Genomic DNA, 16,439 nt, shown 5'->3' with positions numbered 1-16,439 from the left:
CTCTCCTCAGCGATAGGTCACTTGTTTGACAGCGTCGATCACCTCGTCGGTTGTCAGCAACGCATGCTTTTCCAGATTGGCGGCATAGGGCATTGGCACGTCCTTGCCGGTGCAGTTGATGACCGGCGCGTCCAGATAATCAAACGCGCGCTGCATGATCACCGCCGACAGATGGTTGCCGATTGATGCGACCGGAAAGCCTTCTTCCACAGTCACGCAACGGTTTGTTTTCATGACGGAGTTGAGAACGGTTTCGTAATCCAGCGGGCGCAAGGTGCGCAGGTCGATCACTTCGGCACTGATGCCTTCGGCGGCCAGCATTTCACTCGCCTCAAGCGCATAGCTCATCCCGATGCCGAAGCTGACGATGGTGACATCTGTGCCCTCGCGGCAGATCTTGGCCTTGCCGAAGGGGATGGTGAAATCATCCATAACGGGCACGTCGAACGAGCGGCCATAGAGGATCTCGTTCTCAAGGAAGATCACCGGGTTCGGATCGCGGATCGCGGTTTTCATCAGGCCTTTGTAATCCGCCGCCGAATAGGGAATGACCACTTTCAGACCGGGGATTTGTGCGTACCAGGCCGAATAGTCCTGACTATGCTGGGCGCCCACACGCGCGGCGGCGCCGTTTGGACCACGGAACACCATCGGTGCCCCCATCTGACCGCCGGACATATAAAGCGTCTTGGCGGCCGAGTTGATGATATGGTCAATCGCCTGCATGGCGAAGTTGAAGGTCATGAATTCGACAATCGGGCGCAACCCGCCGAACGAGGCACCAACCGCGATGCCGGCAAAGCCATGCTCGGTGATCGGCGTGTCGATGATGCGTTTGCTTCCAAATTCGTCTAGCAAGCCCTGGCTGACCTTATAGGCCCCCTGATATTCGGCGACTTCTTCACCCATCAGGAACACGTTCGGGTTGGCGCGCATTTCCTCGGCCATCGCATCACGCAGCGCCTCGCGCACGGTCTGCTTTTTTACCGGCGTGCCTTCGGGCCAGTCCGGGGTCAGATCGCTTTGGGCAGAAGCTGGAGCTGCCACAACGGCGGGGGCCTTATTGACCGGGGGGGCAGCAGGCACGGGGGCCGCTGCCGACGCAGGCGCCGCGGCCATGTCATCAGCGCTTTCGCCCTCTTCCAGAAGAACCGCGATGGGGGTGTTAACCTTCACCCCTTCGGTGCCTTCGGCGATCAGGATCTTGCCGATCACGCCTTCATCGACGGCTTCGAACTCCATCGTGGCCTTGTCGGTTTCGATTTCGGCCATGATATCGCCAGAGGACACGGTATCGCCCTCTTTGACCAACCATTTCGCCAGCGTTCCCTCTTCCATGGTGGGGGACAGGGCGGGCATCAGAATCTCGGTTGCCATTGGTGTCTCTCCCCTCAAGCGTCAGCGTAAATGTCGGTCCAGAGCTCTTCGAGCGCTGGTTCCGGGCTGGTTTTGGCGAAGTCCGCCGCGTTGTTCACGATCCCTTTGATCTCTTTGTCGATTGCCTTCAGATCGTCCTCGCTGGCGTGCTTTCCGCTCAGCAAAAGGTCGCGCACATGTTCGATGGCGTCTTTTTCCTCGCGCATTTTCTGCACTTCCTCGCGGGTCCGATATTTCGCCGGGTCCGACATGGAATGGCCGCGATAGCGATATGTTTTCACTTCAAGGATGTAGGGGCCTTCGCCCGACCGGCAGTGCGCCACGGCTTTTTCGCCAGCGGCCTTCACTGCCAAAACATCCATGCCGTCCACCGCTTCGCCGGGAATTCCGAATGCCTCGCCACGCATGTAAATCTCGGCGGAAGAGGTCGAGCGTTGCTGCGACGTACCCATGGCGTATTGGTTGTTTTCGATCACGAAAATCACCGGCAGTTTCCACAGCGCGGCCATGTTGAAGGTTTCGTATACCTGGCCCTGATTGGCTGCGCCATCGCCGAAATAGGTAAACGTGACCCGCCCATTGTCTTTATACTTGTCTGCAAAGGCCAATCCGGCCCCTAGCGGCACCTGCGCGCCGACAATGCCGTGCCCGCCATAGAAATGCTTCTCTTTCGAGAACATGTGCATCGAGCCGCCTTTGCCTTTGGAGTACCCGCCTTCGCGACCGGTCAGTTCGGCCATCACCCCATCAGGGTTCATGCCGCACGCCAGCATATGGCCGTGATCGCGGTATGAGGTGATGCGCTTGTCGCCTTCTTCAGCGGCGGCTTCCAGCCCGACCACAACGGCCTCTTGCCCGATATACAGATGGCAGAACCCGCCGATCAGGCCCATGCCATACAGCTGGCCCGCCTTTTCTTCGAATCGCCGGATTAGCAGCATATCGCGATAAAACTGTTTCAGCTCATCGGCGGAAACATTTGTTTTGCTTTGGGTTTTTCTGGTGGCCATGCGGCGTCCCCCTCCCGGAAACAATAATAGTTTAGCGTTAAACTATCTTATACAGCATGAATCAATTTGGTGCGAGTGCAAATTGCCGCCGCGCATTCCGACTGTAGTCTTGAGGGGAAGGGCTAGCGGACGACGATTTCGTCGCTGCGCAGCATGCCAAGGACAGAACGCGCCTGTTCGTCCAGTAAATCCAGATCCAGATAGGTATCAGACAGCCGCAGGGTCAGGTTTTCCATCCGGGTGACCTTCAGCTCCAGCGCGGCCAGATCTGTGCGCAGGGTTTGTGCCTCGGCGTTGATCTCCACCCGACGAAACACACCATAGCTGCCCTGAACCGCAGCGAAGGTAAAATAGGCGCCAAGGCTGAATGCAATGGCGAAATAGGCCCAAACGCCTAAGGCGGGTCTTCTGCGGGATGTCATCTGTTTTGCCTCTATGTCCGCGTCTGACGGGCGGTGCATACAGAATGCCACAGGCGAATCATTTTGTGAATCCCCCTTTTTGAAAAACCCAGCGTCGTGACGTCACACTGGATCGGGCGACCGTTGCCGCGCATCCTGATGCAAACCCGTTTCGAGGAGGAGACGACATGACGAACCCCCACAGCAATTTACCGACGCATGAGGTCAGCAACCAACCGACCCCGCGCGGCGCGCGCAACCTTTGGGCCGAGGACCAGCCGCTGCGCGAATGGGTTGCCGCGACTGGTGCCGATGCGCAGGCCCTGACCGATGCCGGTCAGGCATTCGGCACGGCGAACACGCTTCAGGATGCTGAGGATGCCCGGCGCGATCCGCCTCGTTTGGTGTTGTTTGATCGCTCGGGCCGCCGGGTGGATGAGGTGAGGTTCCATCCCGGATATCACAATCTGATGTCATTGGGGATTGAACACGGCTATGCCGCCGCAGCGTGGGAAGATCGGCCGGGCGGTCATGCCACCCATGCCGCGCTGACTTATTATATGGCGCAGGTCGAGCCGGGTATTTCCTGCCCCCTGACGATGACCTATGCCGCCGTGCCTGCCTTACGCAACGACGCCAAGCTGTCCGCCGCGTGGGAGCCCAAGCTTGCCGCCCGGCACTATGATCCGTCGGTGGCGCCGCTGTCCGCGAAACAAGGCGTGACCATGGGCATGGCGATGACTGAAAAACAGGGGGGCTCGGACGTGCGTGCCAACACGACCCGCGCCGTGGCGGATGGCGAGGATTATCGTTTGACCGGGCATAAATGGTTCTGCTCGGCCCCAATGTGTGACGGGTTTCTGACGCTCGCGCAGGCCCCCGGCGGGCTGACCTGCTTTCTGGTGCCGCGCTGGCTTGAGGATGGCAGCCGCAACACCATGTATCTGCAACGGCTGAAGGATAAACTGGGTAATCGCGCCAATGCCTCGTCCGAGATCGAGTACAGTAACACCTTCGCGCATCGTCTGGGCGAGGAAGGGCAGGGCGTGAAAACCATTATCGAGATGGTGCATCACACAAGGCTGGACACGGCCATTGCGCCCGCCGGGCTGATGCGGGCGGCGCTGGCCGAGGCAAATTGGTGGATCAGCCACCGTACCGCCTTTCAGCGCCGACTGATCGACCAGCCGCTGATGCGTACGGTGATCGCTGATCTGGCACTGGATTGGGAGGGGTCACTGGCGCTTGCCATGGGCTGTGCCCACGCCTTTGATAGCGACACCGAAGAAGACCGCGCCTTTGCCCGCATCGCAGTGGCGCTGGCGAAATACCTGTCCAACAAACGCGCCCCCGGCATGATTTACGAGGCGATGGAGGCCCTTGGCGGCATGGGCTATATTGAGGAAACGCCGATGCCGATGCTGTATCGCGAGGCGCCTCTGAACTCGATCTGGGAAGGGTCGGGCAACGTGATCTGCCTGGATATCCTGCGGACATTGGCGCGGGCGCCGCTGGCGGCACAGACGCTGACGGCCCGGCTGCAAAGCGTCACGGGGGCCGATGCTCGCTATGACGCGGCGTTGAAGGCGCATCATGCGCGCTGGCCAACGCTGCCAGAGGAGGCCGAAGCGCGCTGGTTCACCGAAAGCCTGGCCACGCTTCTGGCGGCGTCTTTCCTGATCGAAACCGCGCCACATGCGGTGGCTGATGGCTATGTATCCACCCGCGTAGACGGGCAGCGCGGCGCGACGGCTGGTGCGGTTTCAGGGCTGGATGCCGCGGCTATCCTTGCTCGGATCTGAATTGAACAGGGGCGGTGCTTGAACACCGCCCCAATTATTTTGCAGACACGCGTGCTACACGCCTGCACAAAGGTGCGCGCGACTCTTAGCCCGCAACCGATGCCGCATAGATGCTGGCGATGGTATTGCTCAAGGTGGCGTCGAACTCTGCATCGTTTTGCTGAGCGGTGAGGCCTTCGGTCAGAGCGCGCGAGAAGCTGGCGATGATCCCGGTGTTCTGCGACAGTTTGGTATTGGCAACATCGCGCGGATACCCGCCCGATAGTGCGACAACCCGCATCACGCGCGGGTGGTCAACCAGTGGCTTATAGGCGTTGGCTGTTTCGGGCAGGGTCAGTTTCAGCATCACCTGCTGGTCCTCGGGCAACGCATCCAGGTGCTTGAGGATCTCGGCCAGAAGAATTTCTTCGGCTTGAGCCTTGTCTGCAATCGAAATGGTCACTTCGGGTTCGATGATCGGTACCAGCCCATGCGCCAGAATCTGCTTTCCGACCTCGAACTGCTGCGCGACAACTGCGGCGATGCCGGTGGGCGAGGCTGCGTCAATCACCGAGCGCATTTTGGTGCCGAAAATCCCGGCTTTCACGGCCTTTTCCAGCAGCGCGTCCAGCCCGTCGTTCGGTTTCATCAGGCGCACGCCGTCGACCTCGTCCATCAACCCTTTGTCGATCTTCAGAAACGGCACGACACGACGCTCTTCCCACAGATAGGTAGCCGAGGGTTTGCCGTCGATCTCGCTGTCCATCGTGCGTTCAAACAGAATCGCGCCAATGATCTGATCGCCAGTGAAGGCGGGCGATTTGACGATCCGCGCGCGCATGTCATGGATCAGGCCGAACATTTCCTCGTCCGAGCCATAGGCGTCTTCGCCGATGCCATAAAGGCCGAGCGCCTTGGGGGTCGATCCGCCGCTCTGATCAAGAGCGGCGATAAAGCCGTTTCCCGTGCGCATCTGGTCTGCTTGGTTCTGTTTTGACATTTTGAATTCCGTCCAAAGGCGTTAAATACATGGGGGCTGCCCGTTTCGCGCCGACACTAGGCGAGAGGCCGCCGGGTTACAATTATGGTGGCGCTAACGATCTGCGGCGCAACGGTTTTCAGGCATTTGACGCTTCAAGTGCCGCAACACCGGGCAGGGTTTTCCCTTCCATCCATTCCAGAAACGCGCCCCCCGCCGTGCTGATATAGGTGAAATCATCTGCGGCTTCGGCCTTGTTCAGCGCCGACACTGTGTCACCGCCCCCCGCGACCGAAATCAGCTTGCCCGCACGGCTGAGGGTTGCGGCGGCGCTGGCGGCGGCATTGGTGGCGGCATCGAACGGTTCGATCTCGAACGCCCCCAGCGGTCCGTTCCAGATCAGCGTTTTGGCTTGACCTAGAATGTCGCAAATCCGTGCCACGGCTTTGGGCCCGGCATCCAAAATCATCGCGTCGGCGGGGCATTCATCGGCCCCAACCACTTCGTTGGCGGCGCCAGCTTTGAACTCACGCGCCACGACGACATCCGAGGGCAGCACAATCTCGCACCCCAGGTCCAGCGCTTTCAGGCGGATCTGTTCGGCGGTTTCCGTCATCTCATGTTCGCACAGGGATTTCCCCACGTCGATACCGCGCGCGGCCAGAAATGTGTTGGCCATGCCGCCACCGATCACCAGATAATCCACCTTTTCAACCAGATTGCCCAACAGCTCCAGCTTGGTCGAAACTTTTGCGCCTCCCACAACGGCGACAACCGGGTGTTCCGGGTGGCCAAGTGCTGTTTCCAGCGCTTCCAGTTCGGCCTGCATCTGACGTCCGGCGCAGGCGGGTAGCAATCGCGCCACGCCCTCGGTCGAGGCGTGCGCCCGATGAGCCGCCGAAAACGCATCATTGCAATAGACATCGGCCAGTGCGGCAAGACGCGCGGCAAAGGCCGGGTCATTCTGTTCCTCGCCGGGATGGAAACGGATGTTTTCCAGCAGCACAACCTCGGCGCCCTTCACCTCGTCGGTCAGCGCCTCGGCGCCTTCCAGTGTCTCGACAAAGCCCACCGTGTGGCCAAGCGCCTTTTCTAGCGCCTTCAGCACTACCCGCAGGCTGAGATCCAGCACGACCTTGCCCTTGGGGCGCCCGAAATGCGCGACGAGCAGGGGGCGACCGCCCTTGGCCAGAATGTCGTTTATAGTTGGCACGATCCGCTCGATGCGCGTGGCATCTGACACGACACCGTTTTCCAGCGGCACATTGATGTCCACGCGTACCATGACACGTTTGCCGTTCAGGTCGATGTCATCCAATGTCTTCCAAGCCATGCCTTGATCTCCAAATGTTTTGCGCACTTGTCTTGGCGCGAAGCCGCCCTTCCGTCAACCTCCGGCTTGGCAATCGCGTGGCTTGCGCTTAGGTATCTTGCGACACAAGTTGAAGGAGCCCCCAGATGGCCGAGATCAAAGACCCCGAAAACACCATCCTGATGGAGCTGAAAGACGGCACCGTCACCATCGAACTGCTGGCCGACGTCGCGCCCAAGCACACCGAGCGGATGAAAGAGCTGGCCCGTGCCGGAGCGTATGACAACGTCGCCTTTCACCGGGTGATCGACAGCTTCATGGCGCAGACTGGCGATGTTCAGCACGCCAATATGGAAAAAGATTACAATCCGGGCCGCGCTGGCACCGGTGGGTCGGATTTGCCGGATCTTCCGGCGGAATTCTCCAAGCTGCCGCACGACCGTGGCACGCTGGGCGCGGCGCGTTCGGCGAACCCGAATTCGGCTAACTCGCAGTTTTTCATCAACTTCAAGGACAACCATTTCCTGAATGGACAATACACGGTCTATGGTCGGGTGATTTCCGGGATGGAGCATGTGGATGCGATCGTGCGCGGCGAACCCGCGCCGAATCCTGACCGCATGATTTCGGTCAAGGTTGCGTCCGATGCGTAAGCTGGCCTTTGTTCTGGCGTTGCTGGCTAGCCCGGCCGCAGCAACCGGGCTGAGCATTCAGATCGAGGGCGACGGGGCCAATGGCACCGTGGTCATCGATCTGGCGGACGATATCGCACCGGGTCATGCGGCTCAGATCGCGGCACTGGCGGCTGAGGGCGCGTATGATGGGGTTGTCTTTCACCGGGTGATTGACGGCTTCATGGCGCAGACTGGTGATGTGGAATTCGGCAAGATGGGCGGCAACATGTCGCGCGCTGGCACGGGGGGCTCGTCGCGCCCTGACCTGAAGGCCGAGTTTTCCGACGTCCCGTTTGAGCGCGGCGTGGTCGGCATGGCCCGGTCGAAGGATCCGAACTCGGCCAACTCGCAATTCTTCATCATGTTCGCGCCGGGATATTTCCTGAACGGGCAATATACCGTCGTCGGTCACGTGACCGAAGGTATGGATGTCGTGGATGCGATCAAGCGTGGCAAAGGCCGCACCGGCGAGGTTGTGGGTAAGCCCGATGTGATGACCAAAGTCACAGTCACTGATTAGTCCGCTTCGGCGGTGCAGCCTTAATTGCAGATATCAGGCCCGGCCATCGACTGTCGGGCCTGATATATTTGCACAAGCCTTCACGCCGGGATCGTGAGTTCAGTTGCAAAGGCAACAAGCTGCTCCAACGCAGCAGCAAATGGCGCATCTGGGATCGTCATGGCGATGCGGATGTGCCCTGCGGCAGCCTGTCCAAAACTTTCGCCCGGCATCACGGCGATGTGGTGGGCGTCCAGCAGGCGATAGGCGAAGTCTTCTCCGCTCAGGCCAGTCGGGCGAATATCCAACATCAGATACATCGCTCCTTCGGGGGGAACCGCGTGCAGGATATTCTGGCGTGACAGAATATCCAGCGCCAAAGCACGGCGGCGACGGAACGGGGCGGCGATGCCTTCTTCGGTCGCGGGGCCCTGATTGAGGGCAAACAGGCCCGCATCCTGAATATATCCGGGCACGCCATAGTTGGTGTTGGTGGCCAGATCAATCAGGTGCGCAATCGCGGGCTGCGGTCCGATGATCCAGCCCAAGCGGCTGCCGGTCATGGCGTGGGATTTAGACATTGATCCGACCACCAGCGTACGCTCGGCCATTCCGGGCAGGGCGCGGGGCGACAGGTGGCTGCCGTGCCAGACCTGCGTGTCATAAACCTCGTCCGAGATCAGCCACATGTCATGATCCTGCACCACCCGCGCGATCCCGGCCAGCGTGTCATCGGAATAGACCACGCCGGTGGGGTTGTTGGGCGAGTTGATCAGCAGTGACCGCGCGCGGCTTGCAAGGGCCGCGATCGCCTCGGCGCGGGGTTGGAAGCCGTCTGCGGGCGCGGTAAGCACCGGCACCGGAACGGCGCCATTGGCGCGGATCGTACCGGGGTAGGTGGCGTAATATGGATCCATGAACAGTGCCCGGTCGCCGGGATCGCAGACTGCATGATGGGCAGCAAACAGCGCCGCCTGGCCGCCTGCGGTGATCAGCACGTTGTCGCGCGTCGTGGAAACGCCGGTACGCGCCTGCACCCGCGCCGCGACCGCATCGCGCAGCGCCGGGATACCGGGAACCGAGGCATAGCCGGTATGCCCGGCCAGCGCGGCGCGGTGCATTGCGGTCAGAATGTCGGGTGAGGTGGGAATGTCATGCTCGCCGATGGTCAGTTCGGTCACGTTTGTGCCTGCGGCTTTCATGGCGCGCGCGCGATAAAATACGCCCCACCCGTCCGAGCCGCCGCCATTAATATGAGTGATCCGGTCTGATAGCCGCATGTCGCCCCCTTTGTCCCTGTGATGAGTTGCGGGGCCATGGGCACCGCAATTTCCGGCAATGTCAATTCAGTGATTGTGGCAGAGGCGATCACGGTTTATTATGATCGCCATGAAACGGAACATCTGCATTATTTGCTGCATTACCGGCTGAGATTCTCAGGCGGGCCGTTCTTTCTTTCAAACGTGAGATGAAATTGTTAAGCCCGCCCGCGAAGCTGTCGCGTGTGAGGGACCTATGACGACGATCAAGCTGCACAACACCAGGACCCGCAAGAAAGAGGTCTTTACCCCCATCGATCCCGACAATGTGCGGATGTATGTCTGTGGGCCGACGGTTTATGACCGCGCCCATATTGGCAATGCCCGCCCGGTGGTGGTGTTCGATACATTGTTCCGGTTGCTGCGGCATGTGTACGGGCCGGATCATGTTACATATGTGCGGAATTTTACCGACGTAGATGACAAGATCAACGCGCGCGCCGCGGCCAGCGGGCGCTCGATTGGGCAGATTACAGAGGAGACCACGCGGTGGTATCTGGAGGATATGGCCGCGATTGGCGCGCTGGAGCCCACACAGATGCCGCGCGCAACGCAGTATATTCCGCAGATGGTAGCGATGATCGAAGACCTGATCGCCAAGGGGCATGCCTATGCCGCTGAGGGGCATGTGCTGTTTTCGGTCGAAAGCTATAAGGATTACGGCGCCCTATCTGGCCGCGCGGTGGATGACATGATCGCTGGAGCGCGGGTTGAGGTGGCTCCCTATAAGCGCAATCCGATGGATTTTGTGCTGTGGAAACCCTCGGACGCGGCCACACCCGGTTGGGACTCGCCTTGGGGGCGGGGCCGTCCGGGGTGGCATATCGAATGCTCGGCCATGAGCTATGAATTGCTGGGGGCGTCGTTCGATATTCACGGGGGCGGCAATGATTTGATGTTCCCGCACCACGAGAATGAAATTGCGCAAAGCTGCTGTGCGCATCCCGAGGGGCATTTTGCGAATGTCTGGCTGCACAACGAGATGTTGCAGGTTGAAGGCAAGAAGATGTCCAAGAGCCTTGGTAACTTCTTCACCGTGCGCGATTTGCTGGACGGGCATGATGGGATGCCGGGAGTGCCGGGCGAGGTGATCCGGTTTGTGTTTCTGAGCACGCATTACCGCAAGCCAATGGACTGGACGGCTGAAAAGGCGGCAGAGGCTGAGGCAACCTTGCGCAAATGGCGCGGGATGGTCGAGGGTATCGAGGCGACCGAGGTGGCAGAGGGTGTGCTTGCTGCGTTGGCGGATGATCTGAACACTGCGGGGGCAATTTCGGAACTGCACCGACTGGCAGGTGAGGGTGACTTTGGCGCATTCAAGGCGTCGGCTCTGCTTTTGGGCTTACTCGGGGCCAATCTGGGGGATTGGGCCAAGGCCGTCGATGTGGATCTAAGCGGTTTTGTGGCGCAGCTTACAAAGGCGCGCGATGTCGCGATGGCAAGCAAAGATTTCACGCATGTGGACCGGCTGAAGGCGGGGCTGCTGGAGGCCGGGATTGAGGTGCGAATGAGCAAGGCGGGGGTGGAGCTATTGGCCGGGCCAGAGTTTGACGCGGTCAAGCTGGAGGCGCTGCAATGATGCGGGTTCGCCTGCGGCGGGCGGGGCGCGGGGGGCTGTCCGCCCCCCATATTGACACCCTTGCGGGCTTTCAATGTTCCCCCCGAGAGTATTTTCATCAGAAAGAAGCAGGGGGCAGGCCATGACCCGCGAGCGGCTTTATTTCTATGATACGACCCTGCGCGACGGGCAGCAGACGCAAGGGGTGCAGTTTTCAACTCCAGAAAAGATGCAAATCGCGGCGACGCTGGATGCTTTGGGGGTGGATTACATCGAAGGGGGATGGCCGGGGGCCAATCCTACGGATTCAGAGTTTTTTGACGCCAAACCACAGATGGACGCCACGTTTACCGCCTTTGGGATGACCAAGCGGGCCGGGCGCTCGGCTGAGAATGATGATGTGTTGGCGGCCGTGATCAATGCGGGCACGGCGGCGGTGTGCTTGGTGGGCAAGACGCACGATTTTCATGTGGATAAGGCGCTGGGAATCACTCTGGCCGAGAATACGGACAACATCGCGCGCTCGATCGAATACCTGGTCGCGCAGGGACGTGAGGCGCTGTTTGATGCCGAGCATTTCTTTGACGGCTACAAATCCAACCCCGAGTACGCGCTGGAAGCGGTGCTGGCCGCATATATGGCGGGGGCGCGTTGGGTGGTGCTGTGTGATACCAATGGCGGCACCCTGCCGCATGAGATTTACGCGATCACCAAGGCAGTGATTGCGGCGGGCATTCCGGGCGACCATCTGGGGATTCACACCCACAACGATACCGAAAACGCGGTGGCGGGGTCGCTGGCGGCGGTGGATGCGGGGGCGCGGCAGGTGCAAGGCACACTGAACGGGCTGGGTGAACGCTGCGGCAATGCCAATCTTACAACGCTGATCCCGACACTGTTGCTGAAACAGCCCTATGCCAGCCGGTTCGAGACCGGGATAAGTCAGGATGCATTGAAAGATTTGGTGCGGGCCAGTCGTCAGCTCGATGATATCCTGAACCGTGTGCCGTTCCGACAGGCGCCGTATGTAGGGGCCAGCGCCTTTGCTCATAAGGCGGGGCTGCATGCCAGTGCAATCCTCAAGGATCCGTCGACCTATGAGCATATCGACCCGGCGGTGGTCGGCAATGCGCGCATCATTCCGATGTCGAACCAGGCGGGTCAATCGAACCTACGCCGTCGTCTGGCAGAGGCCGGGCTGGAGGTCGCACCCGGTGATCCGGCGCTGGCGCGCATTCTGGATCTGATCAAGGCACGCGAGGCCGAAGGATATACCTATGACAGCGCGCAGGCCAGTTTCGAACTGCTGGCGCGGGTCGAACTGGGGCAGATTCCACAGTTTTTCGAGGTCAAACGCTATAAGGTCACGGTCGAGCGGCGGAAGAACAAATACAATAAAATGATCAGCCTGTCCGAGGCCGTGGTCGTGGTGAAGGTGGATGGCGAGAAAAAACTGTCGGTTTCTGAATCGCTTGACGAGCATGGCTCGGATCGCGGCCCGGTGAACGCGTTGTCGACGGCGCTGGCCAAGGATCTGGGCCGCTATTCCGAGGCGATCGGGGATATGCATCTGGTCGATTTCAAGGTGCGCATCACCCAAGGCGGGACCGAGGCCGTGACGCGTGTCATTATCGACAGTGAGGATGGGCAGGGGCGGCGCTGGTCGACGGTGGGCGTGTCGCCCAACATAGTCGATGCCTCGTTCGAGGCACTGCTGGACGCTATCAACTGGAAACTGCTGCGCGAATACCATGCGGTGGGGGCGGGTTGATGTTGGGAAAAGTTCTGGGGTTTGTCGGAATTTCCGCAGGGATCAGTCTTAGCATCGCTTTGGGGTTGATTGCGTCGCAGCGCCCCGGAAGTGTTTCGGCGCGTGCAATGGGCGAAGGTGGTCTGGATTTCACCCGACAGATGTCGGGCGGGGCCGGGGTTTTGCAAGTCACGCCGGTTTCGATGCGCGACGGATTTGACTTGACCACCCGCCATCTGCCGGGGCCCGAGGGTGCGCCGCTTTTGGTGCTGGTGCATGGGTCGGGCTGGTATGGCGCGCAGTTTGATGGGCTGGCGCGGGCTTTGTCGGATCAGGCCGAGGTGTTGGTGCCCGATCTGCGTGGCCACGGTGCGGCGCCTAGGCGGCGCGGCGATGTGGATCATATCGGGCAATTGGAAGAGGATCTGGCGGATCTGATTCGCGCCTACGCCAAGACGGGTCAGAAGGTGATAATGCTCGGGCACAGTTCGGGCGGGGGGCTGGTCGTGCGCTTTGCAGGTGGTGCCTATGGTGATCTGCTGGGCGGGGCGGTTTTGCTGGCGCCGTTCCTAAAATATAACGCGCCCACGACGCGGACCAATTCCGGCGGCTGGGCACGGCCGCTGACCCGGCGGATTATCGGGCTGACCATGCTGAATGCCGCCCGTATCCGCATGCTGAACCACCTGACGGTGATCCAGTTCGCGATGCCGCAGGCGGTGCTGGATGGGCCGTTGGGGCATATGGCAACGACCGCTTATTCTTACCGGATGAACACGTCCTATGCGCCGCGCCCGGCCTATGAGAAAGACATCGCCGCCCTGCCGCCGTTTCTGTTGATCGCAGGCACCGCGGATGAAGCTTTTGTCGCCGACGCCTATGAGCCGCTGATGACACAGTATTCCAGCAAGGGCCGGTATCACCTGATCGAAGGTGTGTCGCATCTGGACGTGGTGAATGCCCCGCAAACCCAGACCCTGATCCGGGGCTTTCTGAATGAGCTTTGATGATCCCGACCTGAGCGGTTGTGCCGCATTGGTTCAGCGCGCCGATCCTGACCGGTTTCTGGCAACCATGGCTGCACCACTATCTGCGAGGGTCGTGCTGTTCCCGATTTATGCCTGCAACGTGGAAATTGCGCGTGCGCCCTGGGTCACCAAAGAGCCAATGATCGCCGAAATGCGCCTGCAGTGGTGGCGTGATGCGCTGGAAGAGATTGCCGCAGGCGGAAAAGCGCGGCGGCACGAGGTGGTCAGCCCGCTGTCACGGGCGCTGGACAAGGCGGGCGCGGAGCTGTTGGACAAGCTTGTTCAGGCCCGGCGCTGGGATATCTACAGCGACCCGTTCGAGGATGCGGCGCATTTCGAAGACTATCTGCAATCTACCTCCTCCAACCTGATGCTGGCGGCTGCCCGCGCGCTTGGTCCGGCGGATGAGGACGTGGTGCGCGACTTTGGTTACGCTGCGGGGTTGGCGAATTATCTGTGTGCGATACCGGCGCTGGAACAGGCCAAACGCGTGCCGCTTTTGGACGGCCGACCAGAGGCGGTCTCAGGCCTTGCGCAAAACGCACTGATCCGCCTCAAGCGTGCGCGTGCCAACCGGGCTCGCCTCTCGGCCCCGGCGCGATCTGCTTTGCTGTCGGGCTGGACGGCAGGCGCGATCCTGAAGCAGGCAGCTTCTGAGCCAGACCGCGTTCTTGCAGGGGCACTTGGCAAGTCGCCGTTTGCCCGGAAATTTGGGTTGATGGTCCGTGCGACGTCGGGCCGGTGGTAGCTCGCTTGTTTCTTTCTGAGGCAAATACTCAGCCTTACCCTCCCAACTCCGCAGCGCTGCGGGTGGGGATAATCCTCCGCCGACTGCCGAGTTTCCCACAGACGTAGCCATTGGAAGGACACTCTAGGAGAGCCTCGCGCATTTGTGCTAAGCAAGGCCGAGGCATAGAGGAGACCGGACATGAGGCTGGCGTTTGTCACGATGGTGTGGCGCGATTATTGGTTGCTGGACAAATGGGTGCGCCACAATGCGCAGTATGTTGACCGGCGCAGCCTGTATGTCATCAACCATGGCGGCGATCCACGGGTCGAAGAGATTGCGGCGGGGTGTAACATCATCAACATCCCGCGCGACGAGGTCACTGTGGATCTGACCCGGCGGCGTTGGGATCTTTTGGGCGGGCTGACCAACGGCTTGCTGGGCTTTTACGGTTGGGTAATCTGCACAGATGTTGACGAACTGATTGTCTATGCTGGGACCGATGGCACGTTGTTGGACCATCTGGCCAACAGCACGGCTGAAACGACGGCACTGTCGCCGGTTGGGCTGAACCTGATACCGACGGGCGAGGGGGATGTGAACGACGGCGTGCTGAACTTGCACCACAACGCGATGCTGAGCGCCAAATATACCAAACCGTGTATTGCGCGATCTCGGGTGGTTTACACGATTGGTGGGCATGGGCTGGTGCGGGGCAAGTTTACCATCGATCCGCAGATCCTGCTGTTTCACCTGCACTATGTTACGCCCGATTACGCCGACCGCATGGCGCAGCGCAAAGATATCGTGGCGGAATCCGTCGAGCGGAATGAGACGGCGGCGGATCCGGTTTCGGTTGGCAAGCGATTCTGGATCAACTGGTCCAATCCCGAAATGATCCGCGAGAAAGAACTGTCGATCTTTGCCCAAGCAAGCGAACTGCCGGTGGAGCAGGGTTTTGATCACGCAGCAGAACTGCTCAGAGCTGCGGTGCGCCACACTGACAAAAAGATGGTTGTCGATCACGCTGTGATGAACAAGTCCCCGCAGCGCGTGACCGTGCCAGAGCGCTTGCGTGATTTGATCTAAGACCGTTGAACTGACCGAGTCGGGCGCAAGGGCGAGCAAGCGCCGCGGCTGCATACTATCGCATACTGAAGCGAAATGTCGCACCAACGCTTGGGCGTGTGATGGGCCTTGTCCTGATCAGATAGCAGTAAATCTGTGAAATTTATGTTGCCAAGCTTGACATCAATTCATGTGGAGTTTGAGGTTGTTACCTAACGTCATATTGACTCAATTTACAAAATTAACCTAATATTGGAAATATATTTACACCTTAATTGTTGCTTATCAAATAGTTATTTATTCGTTTTCAGTTTTCTCTATTATCTCTCTAAGCCGTTCACATTCTTGTGTGTAGCGGCCGGGCTGCCAGCAGCCCGTTGTGAATATCAAGGGAGGAGCCTTGCCATGTCTGCCGATAAATCCACCGAAACCAGTGCGCCCGCCGCGCACGCAGTTCCTTCCGCTTTTGCGGGTGATGCGCATGTTGATGCGTCTGGTTATGCGTCGCTTTATGCGGCGTCGGTTTCGGATCCTGAGGGGTTCTGGGGCGAGCAGGGCAAGCGTCTGGACTGGATCACGCCCTATACGAAGGTCAAGAACACCTCCTTTGCGCCGGGTCAGATTGATATCAAATGGTACGAAGACGGCGTTCTGAATGTCGCTGCCAATTGCATTGACCGTCATCTGGCGACGCGCGGCGATCAGACCGCGATCCTGTTCGAGCCTGACGATCCCGCCACTCCGGCGCAGCATATCAGCTATAAAACGCTGCACGAAAAGACCTGCCGGATGGCCAATGTGCTGTTGTCGCAGGGCGTGATGCGCGGCGACCGGGTGGTGATTTACCTGCCGATGATCCCCGAGGCGGCCTATGCGATGCTGGCCTGCGCCCGGATCGGTGCGGTGCATTCGATTGTTTTTGCGGGGTTTTCCCCCGATGCCCTGGCCAACCGGAT

The 16,439-nt window shown here is 59.9% G+C and carries 15 protein-coding genes; 9 read left to right on the top strand and 6 right to left on the bottom strand.

From position 1 onward, the window contains the following. Window positions 1-6: 6 nt before the first annotated feature. From BSF79_RS13365 to BSF79_RS13355, 3 genes are all read right to left on the bottom strand, one after another. On the bottom strand, window positions 7-1,377 hold the full coding sequence (locus tag BSF79_RS13365; protein ID WP_090270331.1) for a pyruvate dehydrogenase complex E1 component subunit beta: 1,371 nt from the start codon (window positions 1,375-1,377) through the stop codon (window positions 7-9). A 14-nt stretch (window positions 1,378-1,391) separates the two neighbouring features. Then, entirely contained in the window at window positions 1,392-2,387 is a 996-nt protein-coding gene (gene pdhA / locus BSF79_RS13360) for a pyruvate dehydrogenase (acetyl-transferring) E1 component subunit alpha (RefSeq protein WP_090270330.1), read from the bottom strand. A 122-nt stretch (window positions 2,388-2,509) separates the two neighbouring features. Then, window positions 2,510-2,809 (bottom strand): FtsB family cell division protein, encoded by a 300-nt coding sequence (locus BSF79_RS13355; RefSeq protein ID WP_090270329.1) that lies wholly within the window; start codon window positions 2,807-2,809, stop codon window positions 2,510-2,512. A 167-nt stretch (window positions 2,810-2,976) separates the two neighbouring features. Between BSF79_RS13355 and BSF79_RS13350 the strand changes: the two genes are divergently transcribed. After that, window positions 2,977-4,590: an acyl-CoA dehydrogenase family protein gene (locus BSF79_RS13350; RefSeq protein WP_090270328.1), complete on the top strand. Its 1,614-nt coding sequence runs from the start codon at window positions 2,977-2,979 to the stop codon at window positions 4,588-4,590. Between the two features lie 85 nt (window positions 4,591-4,675). Here the strand turns inward: BSF79_RS13350 and BSF79_RS13345 are convergent, their stop codons facing one another. Further along, entirely contained in the window at window positions 4,676-5,569 is an 894-nt protein-coding gene (locus BSF79_RS13345) for a fructose bisphosphate aldolase (protein ID WP_090270327.1), read from the bottom strand. Window positions 5,570-5,687: 118 nt separating this feature from the next. Continuing rightward, window positions 5,688-6,881, bottom strand: coding sequence for a phosphoglycerate kinase (locus BSF79_RS13340; RefSeq protein ID WP_090270326.1), 1,194 nt, complete (start codon window positions 6,879-6,881; stop codon window positions 5,688-5,690). A 125-nt stretch (window positions 6,882-7,006) separates the two neighbouring features. On the opposite strand from BSF79_RS13340, the gene BSF79_RS13335 reads away from it, so the two are divergent. Beyond that, window positions 7,007-7,513: a peptidylprolyl isomerase gene (locus BSF79_RS13335; protein WP_090270325.1), complete on the top strand. Its 507-nt coding sequence runs from the start codon at window positions 7,007-7,009 to the stop codon at window positions 7,511-7,513. Next, window positions 7,506-8,054 (top strand): peptidylprolyl isomerase, encoded by a 549-nt coding sequence (locus BSF79_RS13330; protein WP_090270324.1) that lies wholly within the window; start codon window positions 7,506-7,508, stop codon window positions 8,052-8,054. Before BSF79_RS13335 ends, BSF79_RS13330 begins: the two co-directional genes overlap by 8 nt. Before the next feature lie 80 nt (window positions 8,055-8,134). Here BSF79_RS13330 and BSF79_RS13325 read toward each other — a convergent pair whose 3' ends face one another. Continuing rightward, window positions 8,135-9,313, bottom strand: a complete 1,179-nt coding sequence (locus BSF79_RS13325) for a pyridoxal phosphate-dependent aminotransferase (protein WP_090270323.1) — start codon at window positions 9,311-9,313, stop codon at window positions 8,135-8,137. A 235-nt stretch (window positions 9,314-9,548) separates the two neighbouring features. Between BSF79_RS13325 and cysS the strand changes: the two genes are divergently transcribed. From cysS to BSF79_RS13295, 6 genes are all read left to right on the top strand, one after another. Next, window positions 9,549-10,931 (top strand): cysteine--tRNA ligase, encoded by a 1,383-nt coding sequence (gene cysS, locus BSF79_RS13320; RefSeq protein WP_090270322.1) that lies wholly within the window; start codon window positions 9,549-9,551, stop codon window positions 10,929-10,931. A gap of 121 nt (window positions 10,932-11,052) precedes the next feature. Next, window positions 11,053-12,681 carry a citramalate synthase gene (gene cimA / locus BSF79_RS13315; protein WP_090270321.1) on the top strand — a complete coding sequence of 543 codons (1,629 nt, stop codon included), beginning with the start codon at window positions 11,053-11,055 and terminating at the stop codon, window positions 12,679-12,681. Beyond that, window positions 12,681-13,667, top strand: coding sequence for an alpha/beta hydrolase (locus BSF79_RS13310; RefSeq protein WP_217650075.1), 987 nt, complete (start codon window positions 12,681-12,683; stop codon window positions 13,665-13,667). Before cimA ends, BSF79_RS13310 begins: the two co-directional genes overlap by 1 nt. Next, the gene (locus BSF79_RS13305; RefSeq protein WP_090270320.1) at window positions 13,657-14,436 is read left to right on the top strand and encodes a squalene/phytoene synthase family protein; all 780 of its coding nucleotides are present in this window, start codon (window positions 13,657-13,659) and stop codon (window positions 14,434-14,436) included. Before BSF79_RS13310 ends, BSF79_RS13305 begins: the two co-directional genes overlap by 11 nt. Before the next feature lie 180 nt (window positions 14,437-14,616). Continuing rightward, window positions 14,617-15,504: a glycosyltransferase family 2 protein gene (locus BSF79_RS13300; RefSeq protein ID WP_090270319.1), complete on the top strand. Its 888-nt coding sequence runs from the start codon at window positions 14,617-14,619 to the stop codon at window positions 15,502-15,504. A gap of 384 nt (window positions 15,505-15,888) precedes the next feature. Further along, window positions 15,889-16,439, top strand: a 551-nt coding sequence (locus BSF79_RS13295; protein ID WP_139246442.1) for an acetyl-coenzyme A synthetase N-terminal domain-containing protein, incomplete at its 3' end; no start/stop codon positions are given.

Source organism: Thalassovita taeanensis, assembly GCF_900110775.1.
Classification (GTDB): Bacteria; Pseudomonadota; Alphaproteobacteria; order Rhodobacterales; family Rhodobacteraceae; genus Litorimicrobium; species Litorimicrobium taeanense.
Note: the sequence above shows the minus strand (reverse complement) of the source record. Positions and strands in the feature narration are given on the sequence as shown.